The 20,850-nt window shown below is 53.9% G+C and carries 21 protein-coding genes and 1 pseudogene; 12 read left to right on the top strand and 10 right to left on the bottom strand.

The genetic code is table 11. The features are described 5' to 3' along the window. Positions 1 to 88 precede the first annotated feature (88 nt). Genes B4923_RS11215 through B4923_RS11205 form a run of 3 tightly spaced genes read left to right on the top strand, consistent with a single transcriptional unit; the run spans position 89 to position 1,796 of the window. Positions 89 to 760, top strand: coding sequence for a CsgG/HfaB family protein (locus B4923_RS11215; RefSeq protein ID WP_109054446.1), 672 nt, complete (start codon positions 89 to 91; stop codon positions 758 to 760). Positions 761 to 780: 20 nt separating this feature from the next. Next, on the top strand, positions 781 to 1,140 hold the full coding sequence (locus tag B4923_RS11210; RefSeq protein ID WP_109054445.1) for a DUF4810 domain-containing protein: 360 nt from the start codon (positions 781 to 783) through the stop codon (positions 1,138 to 1,140). Beyond that, entirely contained in the window at positions 1,137 to 1,796 is a 660-nt protein-coding gene (locus B4923_RS11205) for a DUF799 domain-containing protein (protein WP_109054444.1), read from the top strand. The genes B4923_RS11210 and B4923_RS11205 overlap by 4 nt, the downstream gene beginning before the upstream one ends. A gap of 118 nt (positions 1,797 to 1,914) precedes the next feature. Here the strand turns inward: B4923_RS11205 and B4923_RS11200 are convergent, their stop codons facing one another. Both B4923_RS11200 and B4923_RS11195 read right to left on the bottom strand, forming a co-directional pair. Beyond that, a complete protein-coding gene (locus tag B4923_RS11200) occupies positions 1,915 to 2,340 on the bottom strand; it encodes an organic hydroperoxide resistance protein (RefSeq protein ID WP_109054443.1) in 426 nt (141 codons plus the stop codon). A 131-nt stretch (positions 2,341 to 2,471) separates the two neighbouring features. Beyond that, the gene (locus B4923_RS11195; RefSeq protein WP_109054483.1) at positions 2,472 to 2,828 is read right to left on the bottom strand and encodes a winged helix-turn-helix transcriptional regulator; all 357 of its coding nucleotides are present in this window, start codon (positions 2,826 to 2,828) and stop codon (positions 2,472 to 2,474) included. A 129-nt stretch (positions 2,829 to 2,957) separates the two neighbouring features. Here B4923_RS11195 and B4923_RS11190 point away from each other — a divergent pair, with 129 nt between their 5' ends. The 4 genes from B4923_RS11190 to B4923_RS11170 all read left to right on the top strand — a co-directional run bounded on the left by B4923_RS11190 (position 2,958) and on the right by B4923_RS11170 (position 6,584). After that, positions 2,958 to 3,809: an SDR family oxidoreductase gene (locus tag B4923_RS11190; protein WP_109054442.1), complete on the top strand. Its 852-nt coding sequence runs from the start codon at positions 2,958 to 2,960 to the stop codon at positions 3,807 to 3,809. Between the two features lie 236 nt (positions 3,810 to 4,045). After that, complete coding sequence (locus B4923_RS11185) at positions 4,046 to 4,918, top strand: DMT family transporter (RefSeq protein ID WP_109054441.1); 873 nt, start codon at positions 4,046 to 4,048, stop codon at positions 4,916 to 4,918. A 138-nt stretch (positions 4,919 to 5,056) separates the two neighbouring features. After that, the gene (locus tag B4923_RS11180) at positions 5,057 to 5,884 is read left to right on the top strand and encodes an arginase family protein (RefSeq protein WP_109054440.1); all 828 of its coding nucleotides are present in this window, start codon (positions 5,057 to 5,059) and stop codon (positions 5,882 to 5,884) included. A gap of 295 nt (positions 5,885 to 6,179) precedes the next feature. Continuing rightward, on the top strand, positions 6,180 to 6,584 hold the full coding sequence (locus B4923_RS11170) for a RidA family protein (protein ID WP_109054438.1): 405 nt from the start codon (positions 6,180 to 6,182) through the stop codon (positions 6,582 to 6,584). An 80-nt stretch (positions 6,585 to 6,664) separates the two neighbouring features. Here the strand turns inward: B4923_RS11170 and B4923_RS11165 are convergent, their stop codons facing one another. Beyond that, positions 6,665 to 7,495: an SDR family oxidoreductase gene (locus tag B4923_RS11165; protein ID WP_109054437.1), complete on the bottom strand. Its 831-nt coding sequence runs from the start codon at positions 7,493 to 7,495 to the stop codon at positions 6,665 to 6,667. Between the two features lie 110 nt (positions 7,496 to 7,605). Here B4923_RS11165 and B4923_RS11160 point away from each other — a divergent pair, with 110 nt between their 5' ends. Beyond that, entirely contained in the window at positions 7,606 to 8,562 is a 957-nt protein-coding gene (locus B4923_RS11160; protein WP_109054436.1) for a LysR family transcriptional regulator, read from the top strand. A gap of 240 nt (positions 8,563 to 8,802) precedes the next feature. Here B4923_RS11160 and mnmE read toward each other — a convergent pair whose 3' ends face one another. The 5 genes from mnmE to rpmH form a co-directional block, all read right to left on the bottom strand. Further along, the gene (mnmE, locus tag B4923_RS11150) at positions 8,803 to 10,167 is read right to left on the bottom strand and encodes a tRNA uridine-5-carboxymethylaminomethyl(34) synthesis GTPase MnmE (RefSeq protein WP_109054435.1); all 1,365 of its coding nucleotides are present in this window, start codon (positions 10,165 to 10,167) and stop codon (positions 8,803 to 8,805) included. A gap of 127 nt (positions 10,168 to 10,294) precedes the next feature. Further along, positions 10,295 to 11,929 (bottom strand): membrane protein insertase YidC, encoded by a 1,635-nt coding sequence (gene yidC, locus B4923_RS11145; protein WP_109054434.1) that lies wholly within the window; start codon positions 11,927 to 11,929, stop codon positions 10,295 to 10,297. A gap of 2 nt (positions 11,930 to 11,931) precedes the next feature. Then, positions 11,932 to 12,189 carry a membrane protein insertion efficiency factor YidD gene (gene yidD / locus B4923_RS11140; protein ID WP_009115145.1) on the bottom strand — a complete coding sequence of 86 codons (258 nt, stop codon included), beginning with the start codon at positions 12,187 to 12,189 and terminating at the stop codon, positions 11,932 to 11,934. Next, on the bottom strand, positions 12,153 to 12,512 hold the full coding sequence (gene rnpA, locus B4923_RS11135; RefSeq protein WP_109054433.1) for a ribonuclease P protein component: 360 nt from the start codon (positions 12,510 to 12,512) through the stop codon (positions 12,153 to 12,155). The genes yidD and rnpA overlap by 37 nt, the downstream gene beginning before the upstream one ends. Before the next feature lie 18 nt (positions 12,513 to 12,530). After that, the gene (rpmH, locus tag B4923_RS11130; RefSeq protein ID WP_004093983.1) at positions 12,531 to 12,671 is read right to left on the bottom strand and encodes a 50S ribosomal protein L34; all 141 of its coding nucleotides are present in this window, start codon (positions 12,669 to 12,671) and stop codon (positions 12,531 to 12,533) included. A gap of 700 nt (positions 12,672 to 13,371) precedes the next feature. Between rpmH and dnaA the strand changes: the two genes are divergently transcribed. The 4 genes from dnaA (at position 13,372) to gyrB (ending at position 19,532) form a co-directional block, all read left to right on the top strand. Further along, positions 13,372 to 14,772, top strand: a complete 1,401-nt coding sequence (gene dnaA, locus B4923_RS11125; protein WP_109054432.1) for a chromosomal replication initiator protein DnaA — start codon at positions 13,372 to 13,374, stop codon at positions 14,770 to 14,772. A 4-nt stretch (positions 14,773 to 14,776) separates the two neighbouring features. Further along, positions 14,777 to 15,877 carry a DNA polymerase III subunit beta gene (gene dnaN / locus B4923_RS11120; RefSeq protein WP_109054482.1) on the top strand — a complete coding sequence of 367 codons (1,101 nt, stop codon included), beginning with the start codon at positions 14,777 to 14,779 and terminating at the stop codon, positions 15,875 to 15,877. Positions 15,878 to 16,010: 133 nt separating this feature from the next. Continuing rightward, entirely contained in the window at positions 16,011 to 17,096 is a 1,086-nt protein-coding gene (recF, locus tag B4923_RS11115) for a DNA replication/repair protein RecF (RefSeq protein WP_109054431.1), read from the top strand. A gap of 18 nt (positions 17,097 to 17,114) precedes the next feature. Next, a complete protein-coding gene (gyrB, locus tag B4923_RS11110) occupies positions 17,115 to 19,532 on the top strand; it encodes a DNA topoisomerase (ATP-hydrolyzing) subunit B (protein WP_109054430.1) in 2,418 nt (805 codons plus the stop codon). A gap of 152 nt (positions 19,533 to 19,684) precedes the next feature. Here gyrB and B4923_RS11105 read toward each other — a convergent pair whose 3' ends face one another. Continuing rightward, positions 19,685 to 20,464, bottom strand: coding sequence for an acetoin reductase (locus B4923_RS11105; protein ID WP_109054429.1), 780 nt, complete (start codon positions 20,462 to 20,464; stop codon positions 19,685 to 19,687). A 40-nt stretch (positions 20,465 to 20,504) separates the two neighbouring features. Next, positions 20,505 to 20,696: pseudogene (locus B4923_RS11100) on the bottom strand (dihydrolipoyl dehydrogenase); the annotation flags it as partial. Positions 20,697 to 20,850: the final 154 nt, after the last annotated feature.

Here is a 20,850-nt window from a genome sequence, read left to right as displayed (position 1 = left end):
GTTGAATAGCCATTCATGACATTTTCGTTGTGAACTAATAACAGAGCTCTGCTCAGCGTCAATGGATTTTCATCAAGGTAGATACATCATGAATAAAAAGGTTATTTTTTGTTCTTTTTTAATGACTACGACCCTGTTAAGCGGATGTGCAACTGAGTCATCCCGTACTGTTGAAGCGCAGAAAGTCACTTCTTACAGCACGCCTTATCAGGGGGTTCGCAGCCCTATTTCCGTCGGAAAATTTGAAAACCGTTCTAACTACATGAACGGCATTTTCTCTGATGGTGTCGATCGCCTGGGTAATCAATCTAAAACCATTCTGGTTAGTCACTTACAACAAAGCGGCCGCTTTAATGTTCTGGACCGTACCAACATGGACGAGTTGAAAGCTGAAGCTGGAATTAAAGGGCAACAGCAGACGCTGAAAGGCGCGACCTATGTCATCACTGGCGATGTAACCGAATTCGGCCGTAAAGAAGTTGGCGATCATCAACTGTGGGGCATTCTTGGGCGTGGTAAAACTCAGGTTGCTTACGCTAAGACCACGTTAAACGTGGTGAATGTGCAAACCTCTGAAGTCGTTTATTCCGTACAGGGCGCGGGTGAATATACGTTGTCAAACCGCGAAATCATTGGTTTTGGCGGAACGGCCAGCTACGACTCTACGTTAAACGGTAAAGTGCTGGATCTGGCGATCCGCGAAGCAGTAAACAATCTGGTTAATGGTATTGAAAGTGGTGCATGGCGCCCGACTAACTAATGGAATAGGAAGATATACACATGTTATCTCATAAGAAAATTGTCCTGCTGTTGGCAGCGGCAGTGTTGGCTGGCTGTGCCTCTGAACCGCAAACCATTTATCATTGGGAAAAATACCAGCCGACGCTTTATGAATATTATCAACAGGATAAAGTCAGTCCAGAAGAGCAGATTGCTTCCCTGAAAGAATCGATAGAAAAAGCGAAAGCAAAAAACAAACCTGTTCCCCCCGGACTTTACGCTCAACTCGGCTTGCTGTACGCCAATACTGGCCACGATGTGGAAGCGCGCCAACAGTTTGAAACTGAAAAAGCGCATTTCCCGGAATCAGCACCGTTCATGGACTTTCTGTTGAGTAAAAATAAAGGAAATATCAAATGAATCGTATTTTAGGATTATGTGGTCTGTTGTGTGCATTGGTATTGACCGGGTGCGCCAAACCAGTGCCTTATGATTACACTGCGTTCAAGGAAAGCAAACCCCGATCTATCCTGGTGTTACCGCCGGTCAACCACTCTCCAGATGTGAAAGCGAGTTACAGCATGCTGTCTCAGGTGACATATCCGTTGGCGGAATCTGGATACTATGTGCTGCCTGTTGCGGTGGTTGAAGAAACCTTCAGACAAAACGGGCTGACGACAGCGCAGGATATTCAGGCTGTCAACGTGTCGAAACTTCATCAAATCTTTGGTGCGGATGCCGCGTTATACCTGGATGTAAAAGAGTACGGCACCAAATATATCGTCATCAATAGTGAAACCCGTGTGACGGCTGATGCGCGTCTGGTTGACCTGAGAAACGGTAAATTACTATGGAGTGGCAGCGCGACGGCATCCAGCGATGAACAGCAGTCAAATAACAGTGCCGGTATTATCGGTATGCTGGTGCAGGCTGCCATTGACCAGATTGCCAGTACGATGAGTGATAAAGGGCATGATATTGCTGGTATCACTAGCGGACGCCTGCTTGCCGCCGGACACCCTCGCGGTATGCTCTACGGCCCGCGCTCGTTGCAATACGGTAAAGAAACCTACTAAGTTATTTATGGTTAGTAAAAACGCCGCCGCCTCAGTTGGGCGGCGTTTTTTGTGTTCCGGATAACCTGATCCCCGTTAGCGGCACTGAATTTAGTGCCGCTCCACTGACTGAACCCGGTTAAACAAGCGTCAGCGTGACGTCAATGTTGCCGCGCGTGGCGTTTGAGTAGGGACAAACGGTATGCGCCTTTTGCACCAGTGCTTCCGCTTTGGCTTTGTCAAAGCCGGGAATGGAGATTTTCAGTTCCACTTCAATGCCGAATCCGGTTGAGATCTTGCCGATGCCGACGCTGCCTTCGATAGACGTATCAGACGGCAGAGAGACTTTCTCACTGGAGGCTACGCTTTTCAGCGCCCCGAGAAAGCAGGCAGAGTAACCTGCGGCAAACAGCTGTTCAGGGTTGGTGCCTGCACCGCCGCCGCCACCCAACTCTTTTGGCACATCGAGCTTCACATCGAGATGGTTGTCTGATGAAACGGCGCGACCATCGCGCCCACCCGTCGCTTTAGCATGAGCAACATAGAGAACTTTTTCGATAGACATACTTTCTCCTGTGGTTTACGAGAACAGGTTTAAGCGTAGACCATATGGCGTATCTCTACCCGGAGTCTTTCAGGTTACGGCTATCAGGCGGTCTGTTTTTGATGATGGCGTTCCCACGGCGAGCTTCATGCTTATTGGGCGGCATTGTTCTGCTGAGCGGTGACGATAATATCGATATTATCCTCTATCCAGCCTGCCAGCACTCTGACTCTTTCGCTCACTTCTCTGCCCAATGGGGTCAGGCTGTACTCCACGTGCGGCGGGACGACAGGATAAGCCGTGCGCAGGATAAACCCATCGTTTTCCAGATACTGTAAGGTTTGAGCCAGCATACGTTCGCTGACCCCCCCTATTCTGCGCCGCAGCTGACTGAAACGGTGCGTACCATCCATGAGTGCAACCAGTATCAGCACGCCCCAGCGGCTGGTGACGTGGCTGAGAACCTGGCGAGACGGGCACTTTTCAGCGAAAAGATTGCCCTTAAGCATCACAGCGACAGAAGGATCTGCATCGTTTATTTTTCCGGTCACTATACTTACCTTTATGTGCGTACTTACTTAAAGTTAGCCTTGTGGGTATTATGCCTGTCTGTGTTAATCAAAGAAAGGAACTTAACGATGATCGCAATTACGGGTGCATCCGGCCAGTTGGGCCGCCTGGTCATTGAACAACTGTTGGATAAGGTTCCGGCGCATGAAGTTCTGGCGCTGGTGCGGGACGTGAATAAAGTGGCCGATTTAGCCGCTCGCGGCGTTCAGGTGAAAGCGGCTGACTATAATCAGCCAGAAGCGCTGTTTTCCGCACTGCAAGGTGTTGATAAGGTGCTGCTGATTTCTTCCAGCGAAGTAGGGCGGCGCGCCAGCCAGCACCGCAATGTGATTGAGGCCGCGGTAAAGGCGAAAGTACAATTATTGGCTTATACCAGCCTGCTGCATGCGGATGCTTCACCACTTGCGTTAGCGGCTGAACACCGTGAAACGGAAGCGTTGTTAAAACAATCTGGCCTGCCACATGTTGTACTGCGCAACGGTTGGTACACGGAAAACTATGCCGGCAGCATACCGGCCGCATTAGCGCACGGTGTCTTTATCGGTAGTGCGGGCGAAGGGAAGATAGCCTCCGCTACGCGCGCTGACTATGCCGCCGCCGCTGTGGCCGTTCTGACGCAGGAAAATCAGGCGGGCAAGATTTATGAGCTCGCGGGCGATGAGCCTTATACGCTGGCAGAGCTGGCGGCTGAGATCAGCAAACAGTCTGGCAAGAATATCGGTTATCAAAATCTGCCGGAAGATGAATACAAGGCGGTATTGGTTGGCGCAGGCGTGCCGGAAGGTTTTGCCGGTATTATTGCCGATTCCGATACCGGCGCATCCAAAGGAGCGCTGTTTGATGAGGGCCATCAGCTGAGCAGCCTGATTGGGCGGGCAACGACACCTCTGGCGACGGTGGTGAAAGCGGCGCTTCAGTAGCAGGTTGGGCCGCAGTCGTCCGGTTGACGGTGAGTACTGTTTGCGAGACGCGGCGATTGCGGCTAAGATTTATCGCATCGACTGAGTGACAACTAGGGTTCCGAACGGCGTCCAAGCGCTGTTGTCTGGTCCGAGCGTTGTAGAAACTGCGGTTTTGCCGTAGCTGCACCCGAGGGAGAAAAGCCCAGAGGAGGAGACGTCGAGTCTTCTCTATGGCTTTTTGAACCGGAGTGATTATGTCCTTTCTCACTTTTGCGCTGGTCGTTCTGGCCGCGCTTATCCATGCTATATGGAACCTGCTTGCTAAACGCGCCGCTTCGGCGGGCGCTGCTTTCGTCTTTGCCTACAGCGGCATCGCTTGTATCTGTTACGCGCCTTGGGTGGTCTGGCTGTTTGTTACAAGTACGCTGCGATGGGATCCTTTCGTCATCGTCTGTGTAGTTTTAAGCGGTGGGGTGCATTTGGCCTACAGCCTGTTCTTGCAACGCGGATATCTGGTCGCCGATCTCTCCGTTATCTATCCCGTCGCCCGTGGTTCCGCTCCCATGCTGTCTACGATCGGGGCATTCCTTTTATTTGGAGAACAACCAACAATATCGGGTGTTGCGGGTCTCGGCGCGATCGTGGCGGGCATCGTGTTGATTTCCAGCCAGGGAAGTTTCGTCAGGTTTCGACAGCCCGCCGCACAGGCAGGGATACGCTGGGGTACGGCGACAGGGGGGATGATTGCCGGCTATACCGTCGTTGACGCATACGGTGTCAAGATGCTGGGAATCCATCCCGTAATCCTGGACTGGTGTTCGCAAACCGTTCGCTTTGTGATGCTGCTGCCCTGGCTAACCACCCATCGCCATGAGGTGCTCAAACTGATGAGAGGGAAATGGATGATCGCGATTGCGGTAGGCATTCTTTCCCCCCTCTCATATATTCTTGTGCTCGTAGCGCTGCAAATGGGCGCGCCGCTTAGCGTTGTCGCTCCGGCACGTGAAATGTCGATGATGGTCGGAGTACTACTCGGTATGTTCATCCTGCGTGAACCCGTCGGGATTTGGCGGCTGGCAGGCTGTCTGGTGTTGGTGGCCGGCGTGATGCTGCTTGGTCGCTCGTAGTCGAGAAAGCGCTACTGACAGTGTATTTGTGGTCGAACCATTAACGGGGATTTTCATTGCGCCCAGGCTACATGATAAGTTTGTACAAAAAGACGACGCAGTCAGCCAACAGTACCATTCATGACGAAGGAGAGTCCGATGAACAGTAAAATCCAGATAACGATATTTCAGGGGGCGGTAGGCGATCGTAACGATCTGGCGAGGCCCGGCGCGATGGCGATCGGCAAATTGCTGGCGGAAAGATTAAGCTTAACGCCTGAAATTGTCGGTGCATCGGGAGGGATGAGTCGCCGCGGAGGATGGCAGGACGCGCTGGACGCCGCCAGACCTTCGTTGAATGCCTTGTCTGCGCGCCTCGATCGTCTTTTCACCGCAAAGCGTAAACCCCTTACGGCATCCAGTCGATGCGCGTCATCACTGGCAACATTGCCGGTGGTTGCCCGTCATCATCCCGACGCTTGCGTAGTCTGGCTTGATGCTCATGCCGATCTGAATACGCCACGCACCTCTGCGACGGGCTATCTCGGCGGTTTTTCCATCGCGGGGCCGGTTGGTTTATGGGATTCAGGTTTAGGCAGCGGTTTGGATTTATCGGCGGTGATATTGGTGGGCGCGCGTGATATCGATCCGCCGGAGCAAAAGCTGATTGATGACGGTAAATTGCAATGGGTGCCGGCAGGTGACGGGCTGGTTGAAAGATTACGTTGCGCTATCAATGGCCGGGCGGTTTACATCCATCTGGATTGTGATGTCCTGAACCCCGGTATCGTACCTACGGAATATGAGGTTCCGGGAGGATTGTCACTGGATGACCTGTATCATCTCTGTCAGGTCATTGCGGAAAATGACATCGTCGGCGCAGAACTCGCTGAGTTTCAGATTTCTCAGACTGAAAACGCTACTCCGGTTTCTCCTGCTTCACTGCTTGATGCCTTGAGCCCGATGATTAATGGATTGAATAAGTAGACCGCAGCACACCGCATAATGTCCCCGGCACTGTTGCCGTGCCGTTTGTTCCAGAGGGAATGACGTTTTCAGGCTGCACGAATGCGGTTATGCTCTTGGTGGATCATTTGCCGCTGCTAACATCGCTGATGTCAACACATCAAGAGAATGACGGCAGCCGAAACGCTACCTCGGAAGTCAAGAGCTATCGGCACATTCTCCTGACATCAATCGCCTTGGTTATTTTCGCCAACATTCTGATTTTTCTGCTCGGTCGCTATCCCGGTCCGAGCACACAAAATAGAGAGGCCCTGCCATGACTATATCCCGTGATGCCGTATTTCCTGCCGGGCGACAAGCCCTGTACGAACGCAACCGCTATTCACCCGCCGTCCGCTCGAACGGTTTTCTTTTTGTCTCGGGCCAGGTCGGCAGCCGGGATGATGGCTCGCCGGAGCCAGAACTGGAAGCACAGATCCGGCGTGCCTTCGACAACCTGAATGCGGTGCTTGAGGCCGGCGGTTGCACTTTCGATGACGTAGTCGATGTTACCGTGTTTCTTGTTGATCCTCAGTCCACGCTCGACACCGTCTGGAAGGTGCTGCCGGAATACTGGGGCGATGCGCCATACCCAACTCTGACGGGGGTTGGCGTCACATGGCTTTATGGCTTCCAATTCGAGATCAAGGTGGTCGCACGCCTGCCTGAAGGTACGAAATAAGCCAGCCTGACCCTTCTGCGCTACTTAAAGGTCTTCAGGAGCGACTGCGGGATGTGGTCCTCCTCCATCACTGCACTCATTTATCGATCCAACTCCACCGAATACGCAATGTCCTTCTGTGCGTCGAGAGCCGCGAGCCGCTGCTGGAGCGCGGCATGGATATTGTCGAAGGCGGATGCCCCGAGCGTCAGACGCAACGGCGTCGTATCCGCATCGATCATTTCGATCATCCGATCTACCACTTTGTCTGCATCGCCGGTGACGGCGAACGCGCCCGAATCAATGCCGCGCTGCACGTCGTCGGCAGGCGTGCCGTCGTAGACCGTCGGCGTGACGGGGCGGACCAGGCCGGCCTTGAAATTGGTGGCGGTCGGCCCCGGCTCCACGAGGGTGAAGGTGATGCCGAAGGGTTCCAGCTCCTTGGCTAACGCCTCGACGAAGCCTTCGATACCCCATTTGGTGGCATGGTAGAGGCTGAATCCAGGATAGGCGATCTGCCCCCCTTCCGAGGAGATTTGCAACACACGCCCGCCGCCCTGATTGCGCAAGTGCGCGATCGCGGCGCGGATGAGCGTGATGGAGCCGATGAGGTTCGTATCGATGATCTGGCGGATTTGTTCATCAGGCACGGTTTCCGCCGGGCCGAGGATGCCATAACCGGCATTGGACACGATGACATCGATGCGGCCGAGAGCGGCAAAGGCACGATCGGTCACGGTACGCACCGCGTCCGCATCGGTCATGTCGAGCCTGGCGACCCACAGCCGGTCACCGTAAGTCGCGACGAGATCGTCGAGTGTATCAAGACGACGCACCGTGGCAGCCACTCGATCGCCGCGGGCGAGCAGACGTTCGGTGAGAAGGCGGCCGAGACCGGCCGATGTTCCGGTAATGAACCAGGTTTTGCTCATGACAGACTCCAAAATAAGAAATAGGTGGGTGACAGGATTAGATCATATGGCCATATCATTGTTACGATAAGAGCCAATTAACTGTATGGGTTGGTGTATAAAAACTACCAATGAGCAAACCGACGCTATCTGATCTCAAAGCCTTCATGGCGGTCGCCGAGCACCGCAGCTTTCGACGTGCTGCCGATTTGCTGGGGATCGCCCGCCCCTCAGTGAGCCATACCATTCAGGGCCTGGAAAATAGCCTGGGAGTCCGCCTGTTTCATCGGACGACGCGCAGCGTGTCCCTGACCGAAGCAGGGAAGCGCCTGCTGGGCCGCCTCGATCCGCTGATGCGCGATCTTGATGCGGCGTTGGAGGAAGTCACCGGCGAACAAGGGAATCTGCAAGGGCAACTGCGCATCAACGGCAACGATGCCGCGATCGGTCTGCTGCTGCGGACGGTGGTGCCGGAATTTCTGGCGCGCTATCCCAGCGTCGAGTTGGATCTCGTCGCCGAGGGACGCCTGGTGGACATTGTTGATCAGGGGTTCGACGCGGGCATCCGCTTGCGCGAAGCCGTGCCCAAGGACATGGTGGCGATCCCCCTCGGGCCGGACATCCGCTTTCTGGCGGTGGCCTCACCACGCTACCTGGCCGCACGGCCCGCACCGGAAGTGCCCGATGCGCTTACCCAGCACCAGTGCATCCGGCAGCGTCTGCCCAGCGGCAAGCGCTACCGCTGGGAGTTCAGCAAGCGGGGACAGGTGGTGGAGATCGACGTGCCCGGTACGCTGACGCTCGACAGCAACCCGTTGATGCTGGAAGCCGCCATCAAGGGTCTTGGCATCGCCTACATGCCGGAACCCTATGCCCGCGCCGCGCTGGATGATGGGCGTCTGGTTAGCGTGCTGGAAGATTGGTGTCCCCGGATACCGGGGCTGTCGCTGTATTTTCCCGGCAATCGCCACGTTCCGGCGACCCTGCGGGCCTTGATCGATACGATCCAGGCGCTACGCCATCAATTCGACGAGCTGGCTCCGTCGACGCCTCTACGCAAATCCCCGACCGCCGTCCAGCCACGCTGAAACGCAGCCGCTGTTGCGGCGTGTCACGCAGGCCCTGCGCGTATCCGGGTAATTTGCCGTCTCGTCTGGCTGGCATGCCTGGCCGGAGGCATGCCGAATATCCGGGCATAGTCGCGACTGAATTGAGAAGGATTTTCATCGCCGACCGGGAAGCCAGCGCTGACGGCATCTCTTATCATCAGCACAACAAGGCAGCTATGCGGGATCGGTGGAAGTAAGTGGGCGCTTACAGACTAACCGTTACTTGCCAATACAGAAGCTGGAGAAAATACGTCCCAGAAGATCGTCGGAAGTGAACTCGCCCGTGATTTCGCTCAGAGCCTGCTGAGCCAGACGCAGTTCCTCAGCCAGTAACTCGCCCGCATAGGCGCTTACCAGTTGTTCTTTACCCTGAACCAGATGCTGGGCGGCCTGTTCCAGTGCCTGCAAGTGGCGGCGACGTGCCAGAAAGCCACCCTCAGTGTTGCTGGTGAATCCCATGCTTTGTTTGAGGTGATCGCGCAGCGTATCGATGCCTTCCCCGGTACGCGCGGAAAGACGAATAAGTGAGTAAGTATTCACATCCTCAATGCCCAGCTTCTCGCCGGTGATATCGGCTTTGTTACGCACCACGGTAATCGGCAGGGTTGTTGGCAAGCGCGCCATGAATTCGGGCCAGATAGCGGCGGGCTCCACCGCCTGCGTGGTGGTGCCATCCACCATGAATAACACACGGTCAGCCTGTTCTATTTCCTGCCAGGCGCGTTCAATACCGATACGTTCCACTTCATCATTGGCGTCGCGCAGGCCTGCGGTATCAATGATATGCAGCGGCATGCCATCGATGTGAATATGCTCGCGCAAGACATCGCGGGTGGTGCCGGCAATATCGGTCACGATGGCGGCCTCTCTGCCGGCTAACGCGTTGAGCAAACTTGATTTGCCGGCGTTGGGCCGCCCGGCAATCACGACTTTCATTCCTTCACGCAACAGGCTGCCTTGATGCGCTTCGGTTCTGACTGCGTCCAAGTCGTCCATCACATTGTTGAGCTGTGCTTCAATTTTGCCATCAGAGAGAAAATCGATTTCTTCATCCGGAAAGTCGATGGCGGCTTCAACGTAGATTCGCAGGTGCGTTAGCGCTTCAACCAGATGATTGATACGGGCGGAAAAAGCCCCCTGTAACGAATTCAGCGCGGAACGCGCGGCCTGTTCGGAGCTGGCATCAATCAAATCGGCGATAGCTTCGGCCTGCGCCAGATCGAGTTTGTCGTTAAGAAATGCGCGCTCAGAGAACTCGCCAGGGCGTGCAATACGCACGTTGGGCAACGTCAGAATACGTTTCAGCAGCAAATCGAGAATGACGGGGCCACCGTGCCCCTGTAGTTCCAGCACGTCTTCACCGGTAAAGGAGTTCGGGCCGGGGAACCAGAGAGCAATACCCTGATCGAGCGTCGTGCCATCAGCATCCCGAAACGGTAGATAGTCGGCGTAACGCGGTTTGGGAAGTTTGCCCAAAACGGCTTCGGCTACGGCTGAAGCCGACTGCCCGGAAACGCGTAAAATACCTACCCCGCCGCGTCCCGGTGGCGTGGCTTGGGCAACGATGGTATCGGTATGACTCATGATGTTCTCTCTGTATTGGCACCTGTTGTCAGGCTATTTTACGTGTCGTTGCGGGAAACGCAGCCGATAAAAAACAAGGCGGTCAATGACCGCCTTGTTTTCGCTATTGTCGTGGCAATCCCGGGATTTATTTCTTCTCGCGGCTATGCAAGCCACGTTTTTCCAAACCACGGTAGATCAGCTGCTGCTGAATGATTGTCACCAGGTTGCTGACGATATAGTACAGCACCAGACCAGACGGGAACCACAGGAAGAACACCGTGAAAATGACCGGCATGTAAGTCATGATCTTCTGCTGCATCGGATCGGTAACGGTAGTCGGCGACATCTTCTGAATGAAGAACATCGTCACGCCCATCAGGATCGGCAGAATGTAGTACGGGTCTTGTGCGGACAGGTCATGAATCCACAGGGCGAACGGCGCATGACGCAGTTCAACGGAGCCCATCAGCATGTAGTACAGCGCCAGGAAGATTGGCATCTGAATCAACAGCGGGAAACAGCCGCCCAGCGGGTTAACTTTTTCTGACTTGTACAGCGCCATCATTTCCTGACTCATGCGCTGTTTGTCGTCACCAATACGCTCACGCATCGCCTGCAGTTTGGGTTGCAGCATGCGCATTTTCGCCATGGAGGTGTATTGCGCTTTGGTCAGCGGGTACATGATACCGCGCACGATAAAGGTGATGGCAATGATGGAGAAGCCCCAGTTGCCGATAAAGCCGTGCAGGAATTTCAACAGTTTAAACAGCGGCTGAGAAATAAACCACAGCCAGCCGTAATCCACGGTCAGGTCCAGATGTGGCGCGACAGCGGCCATTTTGTCCTGAATTTCCGGGCCAACCCACAGGGTCGCGTTCAGATTTTGCTGGCTGCCTGCCGGTACGACAACCGGCGTGGATTTGAAGCCGATAGCCGCCTGTCCATTGCCCAGCCGGGACGAATAGAATGTGTTGTCGCCTGCGGTTGTCGGGATCCATGCGGTAGCAAAGTATTGTTGCAGCATGGCGACCCAGCCGCCGTTGGTGGTGATGTTCAGGTTCTCATCCATGTCGCTGAAGCTATATTTCTTGTATTTATCTTCGCTGGAAGAGAACGCGGCGCCACGATAAGTATGCAGGGCAAAGTTGCTGCTGCCGGTGTCGCGATGTTTGGGTAAATCGATGGATTGCTTCAACTGGCCGAACAGGGTCAGTTCCAACGGCTGCGCACTGGCGTTGTCGATGCTGTAGTCAACATTCAGCGCATAGTCGCCACGTTTCAGAACAAACGTTTTGGTGTAGACAACGCCGTCCTCTGCGGTGTAGGTCATCGGAATGCGCAGTTCGTTTTGACCCTCAGCCAGGTCAAAATGATCCTGGGTGACGGTAAACAATGGACGCGGACCATTCGCCGGGTTATCCGGGCCGTTCTTGCCGGTCAGACCGCTTTGCGCCTGATAGACAAACTCTGGCGTGGTTTCCAGCAGCAGGAAGGGGTTATCTGAACCCAACGTATCCGGATAAGTCAGCAGATGTGCTTGCTCAATGTCACCACCGCGGGTATTGATGGTCAAAGACAGCACGTCGGTTTTCACCGTGATCAGTTGACCTTGACCGCTGGCCGGTACGCCCTGATTGGTAGCATCGCCGGTTGCTGCATTCGTCGCCTGCTGTATGGCCTGCGTGGTCGCCGGCGGATTTTTGTCCGTTTCCCAGGCTTGCCAGATCATAAAGGTCACGAATAGCAGAGCGATGAGAAGAAGATTGCGTTGCGAATCCATCGTTAATGTTCTCTGTTATTGTCGGTTTTTGGCGGTACGGGATCATCACCACCAGGGTTCAAAGGGTGGCATTTTAATACGCGTTTGAGCGTCAACCAACTGCCTTTTATCATGCCGAACCTGCGTATTGCCTCAATTCCGTATTGTGAACACGTTGGCCGGAACCGGCAATGTGGTCCAAGTAACGGACTGATAACGAGTTGATAACCGCGTATCAACCCGATCAGCAGGCGAGAGCCAAACGACAGTGCCGACGCCATAGTTTTTCCAACGCTTCCGTCAGTGTTCGGTTATCCAGTTCAGACACCCCTTTTTTCGCAATTACCACAAAATCCATTGATGGCAATGAATGTTGATGCAGGCGAAAGCTTTCGCGCGTCAGGCGTTTAATCCGATTGCGTTCATGAGCACGTTTGACATGCTTTTTGGCGACGGTAAGACCGATGCGGGGATGCCCCAGCGTGTTCAGGCGGCCGAGGATAGTGATTTGCGGCGTGCCAGCCCGTTGCGGTTGCTGGAAGACGAAAGTGAAATGGCTGGGAGTTAACAAACGTAACTCCCTGGGAAAAGCGAGCTTAACCACTCGGTGGGTTAGCTTTTATTACTTAGAAACGGTCAGACGAGTACGGCCTTTCGCACGACGGCGGGCCAGAACCTGACGACCATTTTTAGTGGCCATACGAGCACGGAAACCGTGGCTACGGTTACGCTTCAATACGGACGGTTGGAAAGTGCGTTTCATGGCGATTTCTACCTAAACTTGGATAATTAACGGTCCATCCCTGCTGGTGCGGGGAATAAACACGACTTCACAGTAAACGCGTTTGGCTGCTCGGCGTGACAGTGACCGACGCCTCAATCGCATATAACAATCATATATAACTGAAAGAGGCGGGATTGTAATAATTGTACAGTCCCGAGTCAATTAACATCACACTTTACCTGCCAGCCATGCCAATTATTTTTGGGATTTCTGTCTGGCCGAGCACAGAAAACAGGCGTGGACGCGCGGGCAGGGAATTATACGGACTCTATAATAAAGCGCAAGGATCCTACGACGATCTCTCCCGCAAGATCATGATCGCGGTCACCGTAACGATCTTATCATCGGGTTTATTCTTGAGCACGTCCCGCACCGGCTGGCATAAGGTCAGCAGAATCCGATCTTTATAGTTTGTCGCACAGGGCTGCTATAAGAATAGCCTGTGGATAAAAAGGATCGAAACTGTGCAGAAGGGGAGGATCTCTTCTCCGGATTAGGTTATGATCCGCCGTCCCGTTGGCGATCCTTCGTCGGGATCGTCACGGTAAACCGCTTATGGGTAACGCGGTGCGTCTGTCTTCCATGCGTTGGCTGGGAGAGGGCGCCAAAATCATGAGTCACATAAATAACGTTTCTTATTCTTTTCTTTTTGATCGTTCTTGTTCGAGTGGAGTCCGCCGTGTCGCTTTCGCTTTGGCAGCAGTGTCTTGCCCGTTTGCAGGATGAGTTACCTGCCACAGAATTCAGTATGTGGATACGCCCGTTACAGGCGGAGCTGAGTGATAACACTCTGGCGCTCTACGCCCCTAATCGCTTCGTTCTGGATTGGGTTCGTGATAAATATTTGAATAACATCAATGGATTGCTCAATGATTTTTGCGGGATGGACGCCCCTTTGCTGCGTTTTGAGGTTGGGAGCAAACCTTTGGTTCAGGCCGTGAGCCAGCCGGTCAATCACCATAATAATGGTAATGTTAGTATGGCCGCCGTATCGCAGACCCGTTTGGCGCCGGTACGCCCAAGCTGGGATAATTCGCCGGTGCAGGCTGAACATACCTATCGTTCCAATGTGAACCCCAAGCATACGTTTGATAACTTTGTTGAAGGTAAGTCAAACCAGCTGGCGCGCGCCGCTGCCCGTCAGGTCGCCGACAATCCGGGCGGCGCCTACAATCCGCTGTTTTTGTATGGCGGCACGGGGCTGGGGAAAACGCACTTGTTGCATGCGGTAGGCAACGGCATTATTGCCCGCAAAGCTAACGCGAAAGTGGTTTACATGCATTCTGAACGCTTTGTTCAGGATATGGTGAAAGCGTTGCAGAACAATGCGATTGAAGAGTTCAAACGTTATTACCGCTCTGTCGATGCGTTACTGATTGATGATATTCAGTTTTTTGCCAACAAAGAGCGTTCTCAGGAAGAGTTCTTTCATACGTTCAATGCCCTGCTGGAAGGTAATCAGCAAATCATTTTGACGTCCGATCGCTATCCGAAAGAGATCAACGGCGTGGAAGATCGTCTGAAATCCCGTTTTGGATGGGGTCTGACCGTTGCCATTGAACCGCCAGAGCTGGAAACGCGCGTAGCGATTCTGATGAAGAAAGCGGATGAAAACGATATTCGTCTGCCCGGCGAAGTGGCTTTCTTTATCGCCAAACGCCTGCGCTCCAACGTTCGTGAGCTGGAAGGCGCCTTGAACCGGGTTATCGCCAATGCCAACTTTACCGGCCGTTCCATCACGATTGATTTTGTGCGTGAAGCGCTGCGCGATCTGCTGGCATTGCAGGAAAAACTGGTTACTATCGACAATATTCAGAAGACAGTGGCGGAATATTATAAAATCAAAGTTGCCGATCTGTTGTCTAAACGCCGTTCCCGTTCAGTGGCGCGCCCGCGTCAGATGGCGATGGCGCTGGCCAAAGAGCTGACCAACCATAGCCTGCCGGAAATCGGCGATGCGTTTGGTGGACGTGACCATACTACGGTGTTGCATGCCTGTCGTAAAATCGAACAGCTGCGTGAGGAAAGTCACGACATCAAAGAAGATTTTTCCAATTTAATCAGAACCCTATCTTCATAACATGATGAAATTTATTGTTGAACGCGAACATCTGTTAAAGCCATTGCAGCAGGTCAGCAGCCCGTTGGGCGGTCGACCTACGTTACCTATTCTGGGCAACCTGTTGATACAGGTGACCGAAGGCGCGTTGTCACTGACCGGTACCGATCTCGAGATGGAGATGGTGGCCAAAGTCGCGCTTACGCAACCGCATGAGCCGGGCGCGACGACGGTACCTGCCCGTAAACTGTTTGATATCTGCCGTGGTTTGCCGGACGGTGCGGAAATCACCATCATGCTGGATGGCGATCGCATGCTGGTGCGCTCCGGTCGTAGCCGTTTTTCGCTATCGACCCTGCCTGCGGCGGATTTTCCCAATCTGGATGACTGGCAGAGCGAAGTAGAATTCTCACTGCCGCAGGCCACGTTGAAGCGTCTGATTGAGGCCACGCAGTTTTCGATGGCGCATCAGGATGTGCGTTACTACCTTAACGGCATGCTGTTTGAAACCGAAGGCGAAGAATTGCGCACGGTCGCGACCGACGGTCATCGACTGGCCGTTTGCGCCATGCCGGTAGGACAGTCTCTGCCGTCGCATTCGGTGATTGTGCCGCGTAAAGGCGTGATGGAGCTGGTTCGTTTGCTGGATGGCGGCGATACGCCGCTGCAACTGCAAATCGGCAGTAACAATATCCGTGCGCATGTCGGTGATTTTATCTTTACTTCCAAGCTGGTTGACGGCCGTTTCCCTGATTATCGCCGCGTTTTACCGAAAAACCCGGATAAAACGCTGGAAGCCAGCTGTGATTTGCTCAAGCAAGCGTTCTCGCGCGCCGCCATTCTGTCGAATGAGAAGTTCCGCGGCGTACGTTTGCACCTCATCCACAACCAGTTGAAGATCACCGCGAATAACCCTGAACAGGAAGAAGCGGAAGAGATTCTGGATGTGCAGTATGAGGGGACCGAGATGGAGATCGGGTTCAACGTCAGCTACGTTCTGGACGTACTGAACGCGCTGAAGTGCGAGGATGTTCGCCTGTTGCTGACCGACTCTGTTTCCAGCGTGCAGATTGAAGATGGCGCCAGTCGGGCGGCAGCCTATGTCGTTATGCCCATGCGCCTCTAGTATTATGGCGGGCTATTTTACTTGCCAGATTGGGATTGGCCGTGTTCGCTATTGCCGCGGACATGGGTTCGGCGCGGCGCCCGTTCCCACTCTGTCTGCGACAATCACGTCTTTGACCACATGAAGTAGTCGCATGGCGCTTACTCGTCTTCTGATTAAAGATTTCCGTAATATTGAAGCGGCCGATCTGGCGCTGGCACCCGGCTTTAACTTTTTGGTCGGGGCGAACGGCAGTGGCAAAACCAGCGTGCTGGAAGCGATTTATACGCTGGGACATGGCCGGGCGTTTCGCAGCGTGCAGGCGGCGCGCGTTATCCGCCACGATCGGGATGAATTTATATTGCACGGCCGTATCGACAGCGCGGAAAAAGAGCGGTCTGTCGGGTTGAGTAAAAACCGTCAGGGAGACAGTAAAGTGCGCATTGACGGCAGCGATGGCCATAAAGTGGCCGAGCTCGCGCAGCTGTTGCCGATTCAGCTTATTACACCCGAAGGTTTTACCCTGCTAAATGGCGGGCCGAAATTTCGCCGTGCTTTTCTCGACTGGGGCTGTTTTCACAACGAACCCGGTTTTTTCTCCGCCTGGAGCAATATGAAACGCCTGCTGCGTCAGCGTAATGCGGCGCTGCGTCAGGTGAGCCATTATGGTCAACTCAGGGCCTGGGATCAGGAATTGGCGCCTTTGGCTCAACGTATCAGCGAATGGCGGGCGCAGTACAGTGAAGCGATTATTGAAGATATCACTGCGACCTGTATGCAATTCCTGCCTGAGTTTTCTCTCGGGTTTTCGTTCCAGCGAGGTTGGGACAAAGAGAGTGAGTATGCCGAACTGCTGGAACGGCAGTTTGAACGCGACCGTATGCTTGGTTATACGGCGCTTGGGCCACATAAAGCCGACTTTCGCATCCGCGCCAGCGGCGTGGCCGTTGAGGATATGTTATCCCGCGGTCAGCTAAAGCTGCTGATGTGCGCATTAAGATTGGCCCAGGGTGAGTTCCTCACCCGTCAGAACGGACTGCGCTGTCTGTATCTGATCGATGATTTTGCTTCCGAACTGGATAGTACCCGCCGCCGTTTGCTGGCTGAACGGTTAAAAGCCACTCATGCACAAGTATTTGTGAGCGCAGTCAGCGCGGAACAGATAGACGACATGGTTGGTGAAAAGGGCAAGATGTTCCGCGTGGAACAGGGTAAAATAACGGTTCAATCACAGGACTAAAATGAGCGGGAAACGTTGATGTCGAATTCTTATGACTCCTCAAGTATCAAGGTATTGAAAGGGCTGGATGCGGTACGTAAACGCCCAGGAATGTACATCGGCGATACGGATGATGGTACCGGTCTGCATCACATGGTATTCGAGGTTGTGGACAACGCTATCGACGAGGCACTCGCTGGCTATTGTAAAGACATTGTCATCACCATCCACGCTGATAACTCCGTCTCGGTACAGGATGATGGCCGTGGTATTCCTACCGGTATTCATGAAGAAGAAGGGATATCCGCCGCGGAAGTGATCATGACGGTGCTGCATGCCGGCGGCAAGTTTGATGACAACTCCTATAAAGTCTCCGGCGGTTTGCACGGCGTCGGGGTGTCGGTCGTTAATGCCCTGTCTGAAAAACTGGAGCTGGTGATTCGCCGCGAAGGCAAAGTCCATGAACAGACCTATCGCCACGGCGTCGCCCAGGCACCGCTGAAAGTGGTGGGCGATAGCGAGAAAACCGGTACGACGGTCCGTTTCTGGCCGAGTCTGGAAACCTTCACCAACGTGGTGGAATTCGAATATGAGATTCTGGCCAAGCGTCTGCGTGAACTGTCGTTCCTGAACTCCGGCGTATCGATCCGCCTGATTGACGAGCGTGAAAAAGACAAGGCCGATCACTTCCACTATGAAGGCGGGATCAAAGCGTTTGTCGATTATCTCAACCGGAATAAAACGCCAATCCACCCGACCGTGTTCTATTTCTCCACGGTGAAAGACGATATCGGCGTTGAAGTGGCGTTACAGTGGAATGATGGTTTTCAGGAAAATATTTACTGTTTTACCAACAACATTCCGCAGCGTGACGGGGGGACGCACCTGGCCGGTTTCCGCGCCGCGATGACCCGTACGCTGAACACCTACATGGATAAAGAAGGCTACAGTAAAAAGGCCAAGATCAGCGCCACCGGCGACGATGCGCGTGAAGGTCTGATTGCTGTGGTATCGGTGAAAGTACCCGATCCCAAATTCTCCTCACAGACCAAAGACAAGCTGGTTTCTTCCGAGGTGAAAACCGCGGTTGAATCGTTGATGAACGAGAAGCTGGTGGACTATCTGATGGAAAACCCATCGGACGCCAAGATTGTCGTGGGAAAAATCATTGATGCGGCTCGAGCCCGTGAAGCGGCGCGCAAGGCGCGTGATATGACACGTCGCAAGGGGGCGCTCGATCTGGCCGGTCTGCCGGGGAAACTGGCGGACTGTCAGGAACGCGACCCGGCGCTGTCCGAACTCTACCTGGTGGAAGGGGACTCGGCGGGCGGCTCCGCCAAGCAGGGACGTAACCGTAAGAATCAGGCGATTCTGCCGCTGAAAGGCAAGATCCTGAACGTTGAGAAAGCGCGTTTCGACAAGATGCTGTCTTCACAGGAAGTGGCGACGCTGATTACGGCGCTGGGTTGCGGCATCGGCCGGGATGAATATAACCCGGACAAACTGCGTTATCACAGCATCATTATCATGACCGATGCCGACGTCGATGGTTCTCACATCCGTACGCTGCTGTTGACCTTCTTCTATCGTCAACTGCCTGAAATCATTGAACGTGGTCACGTGTATATCGCGCAGCCGCCGTTGTACAAGGTGAAGAAAGGTAAGCAAGAGCAGTACATCAAAGACGATGAAGCCATGGATCAGTACCAGATTGCGCTGGCGCTGGACGGGGCGACGTTGCACGCCAATGCTCACGCCCCGGCGCTGGCTGGCGAACCGTTGGAGAAACTGGTTTCCGAGCATTACGCGGTGCAGAAAATGATTGGCCGTATGGAGCGTCGGTTCCCGCGTGCATTGCTCAATTGTTTAATCTACCAGCCGACGCTGGCTGAAGCGGATTTGAACGATCGGGCAAAAGTACAGTCGTGGATTGAAGCGCTGGCTGCCAGCCTGAATGAACAGGAAGTGCACGGCAGCGCCTATAGCTTCGTGCTTCGTGAAGATCGGGAACGTCAGATATTTGAACCGGCTTTGCGCGTACGTACCCACGGCGTGGATACCGACTATCTGCTGGGAGCAAGCTTCATCGCCGGTGGCGAGTATCGTAAGCTGAATCAGTTGGGCGAAAAACTGCGTGGCCTGATTGAAGAAGATGCTTACATTGAGCGTGGTGAGCGTCGTCAACCGGTAGCCAGTTTTGAACAGGCGCTGGATTGGCTGGTGAAAGAGTCTCGTCGTGGTCTGGCTATCCAGCGTTATAAAGGTCTGGGAGAAATGAACCCGGAACAGCTGTGGGAAACCACCATGGATCCGACCAGCCGTCGTATGTTACGGGTTACGGTTAAAGATGCGATTGCGGCGGATGAATTGTTTACCACGCTGATGGGGGATGCGGTTGAACCTCGCCGTGCGTTTATCGAAGAGAACGCGCTGAAGGCGATGAATATCGATATCTGATATCCCTTTCGTCATATGACTGACTAAGCCGGCATCCTGCCCGACAGGATGCCGGCTTATTATTGGTGTCGATTTTGTGGCGAGATTTCTGCGCCATTCGGTAAAGACTAAAAAACCGCTTTCCCCGGCGAAAGCGGCTTGGGAAGAAAGGCTTAACGATAAACAATACCGCCATCAATCAGGATAGATTGTCCGGTGATATAGTCAGAGTCCGGCCCGGCCAGATACGACACCAGACCTGCCACATCATCCGGCGTTTCTGCGCGGCCAAGTGCAATGCCGTCAACATACTTTTTGTAGGTTTCGCCAAGAGGCGTTCCGGTAATTTCTGAGAAACGGCGATCGATCTCCTGCCACATGCCAGTACCGACAATACCCGGGCAATAAGCATTCACCGTGATTCCCCGGCTGGCATACTCTTTGGCCGCGGCCTGCGTCAACGCGCGCACGGCAAATTTCGTTGCCGAATAAATACCGAGTAAGGCAAAGCCATCATGACCCGCAATGGAACAGGCGTTAATGATTTTGCCGTTCTGTTTTCTGTCGATAAATTTCTTCGCCGCAGCCTGAATCCCCCAGAGCGTCCCCTGAACGTTGACCCGCATGATGCGATCGACTTCTTCCGGGGTAACGTCAGCCAGTGCCTGCACCTGCGCCATGCCTGCATTGTTGACAATAATGTCAAACCCGCCCAATTGTTGTTCGGCCAGATCGATAGACTCATAAACCTGAGCACGATCGGTAATATCAGCAACAAAGGTTGCTACTTTACGCCCCAATGCTTCCACCTCGGCGGCTACCGCATCCAGCCCGGAACGGTTAACGTCAACCAGCATCAGCGATGCGCCATCTCTGGCCATACGCAATGCGATGCTACGTCCAATACCTTGCCCGGCGCCGGTTACCAACGCTACTTTATTTTCGATAGCCATATTTTGTATCCACCTCGTACTGATTAAAAAAAACCAATGATTACTGATGCAATGCCCGGCCATTAGCCGCAAGAATGGCCTCGTGCATCGCTTCCGACAGCGTAGGGTGCGCAAAAATCACCCCAGGCAAACTTTCATCCGTCGCCTCAAGCGTATGAGCGATGCCAGGGCCCTGAATTTGTTCTGTTGCGTCGTTTCCCACCATATGTGCGCCGGGTAGTTCACCCGGTTCTTGCCCCACTTGCGGCAGACAATTTACTTTATAGGCGCCCGCAAACGCGGCATACCCCCTCTGGTGGGGGGGTAATGGGGAGGAAGGGGGACAAATCCGGGTGGGGACAAGTTATTGCGGGTTAATCTTGGTTTCGTTTACCTCCATTGGGTAC

Source organism: Brenneria roseae subsp. americana, from assembly GCF_003115815.1.
Taxonomy (GTDB): Bacteria; Pseudomonadota; Gammaproteobacteria; order Enterobacterales; family Enterobacteriaceae; genus Brenneria; species Brenneria roseae.
The sequence above is the reverse complement of the archived record's forward strand: the minus strand, read 5'-3'. Positions and strand labels throughout refer to the sequence as shown.

Bases quoted from the DNA above. Each gene is read 5' to 3' on its own strand.
- B4923_RS11215 (WP_109054446.1), top strand. From the start codon at position 89: ATGAATAAAAAGGTTATTTTTTGTTCTTTTTTAATGACTACGACCCTG.
- B4923_RS11210 (WP_109054445.1), top strand. From the start codon at position 781: ATGTTATCTCATAAGAAAATTGTCCTGCTGTTGGCAGCGGCAGTGTTG.
- B4923_RS11205 (WP_109054444.1), top strand. From the start codon at position 1,137: ATGAATCGTATTTTAGGATTATGTGGTCTGTTGTGTGCATTGGTATTG.
- B4923_RS11200 (WP_109054443.1), bottom strand. From the start codon at position 2,340: ATGTCTATCGAAAAAGTTCTCTATGTTGCTCATGCTAAAGCGACGGGT.
- B4923_RS11195 (WP_109054483.1), bottom strand. From the start codon at position 2,828: ATGCTTAAGGGCAATCTTTTCGCTGAAAAGTGCCCGTCTCGCCAGGTT.
- B4923_RS11190 (WP_109054442.1), top strand. From the start codon at position 2,958: ATGATCGCAATTACGGGTGCATCCGGCCAGTTGGGCCGCCTGGTCATT.
- B4923_RS11185 (WP_109054441.1), top strand. From the start codon at position 4,046: ATGTCCTTTCTCACTTTTGCGCTGGTCGTTCTGGCCGCGCTTATCCAT.
- B4923_RS11180 (WP_109054440.1), top strand. From the start codon at position 5,057: ATGAACAGTAAAATCCAGATAACGATATTTCAGGGGGCGGTAGGCGAT.
- B4923_RS11170 (WP_109054438.1), top strand. From the start codon at position 6,180: ATGACTATATCCCGTGATGCCGTATTTCCTGCCGGGCGACAAGCCCTG.
- B4923_RS11165 (WP_109054437.1), bottom strand. From the start codon at position 7,495: ATGAGCAAAACCTGGTTCATTACCGGAACATCGGCCGGTCTCGGCCGC.
- B4923_RS11160 (WP_109054436.1), top strand. From the start codon at position 7,606: ATGAGCAAACCGACGCTATCTGATCTCAAAGCCTTCATGGCGGTCGCC.
- mnmE (WP_109054435.1), bottom strand. From the start codon at position 10,167: ATGAGTCATACCGATACCATCGTTGCCCAAGCCACGCCACCGGGACGC.
- yidC (WP_109054434.1), bottom strand. From the start codon at position 11,929: ATGGATTCGCAACGCAATCTTCTTCTCATCGCTCTGCTATTCGTGACC.
- yidD (WP_009115145.1), bottom strand. From the start codon at position 12,189: ATGGCGTCGGCACTGTCGTTTGGCTCTCGCCTGCTGATCGGGTTGATA.
- rpmH (WP_004093983.1), bottom strand. From the start codon at position 12,671: ATGAAACGCACTTTCCAACCGTCCGTATTGAAGCGTAACCGTAGCCAC.
- dnaN (WP_109054482.1), top strand. From the start codon at position 14,777: ATGAAATTTATTGTTGAACGCGAACATCTGTTAAAGCCATTGCAGCAG.
- recF (WP_109054431.1), top strand. From the start codon at position 16,011: ATGGCGCTTACTCGTCTTCTGATTAAAGATTTCCGTAATATTGAAGCG.
- gyrB (WP_109054430.1), top strand. From the start codon at position 17,115: ATGTCGAATTCTTATGACTCCTCAAGTATCAAGGTATTGAAAGGGCTG.
- B4923_RS11105 (WP_109054429.1), bottom strand. From the start codon at position 20,464: ATGGCTATCGAAAATAAAGTAGCGTTGGTAACCGGCGCCGGGCAAGGT.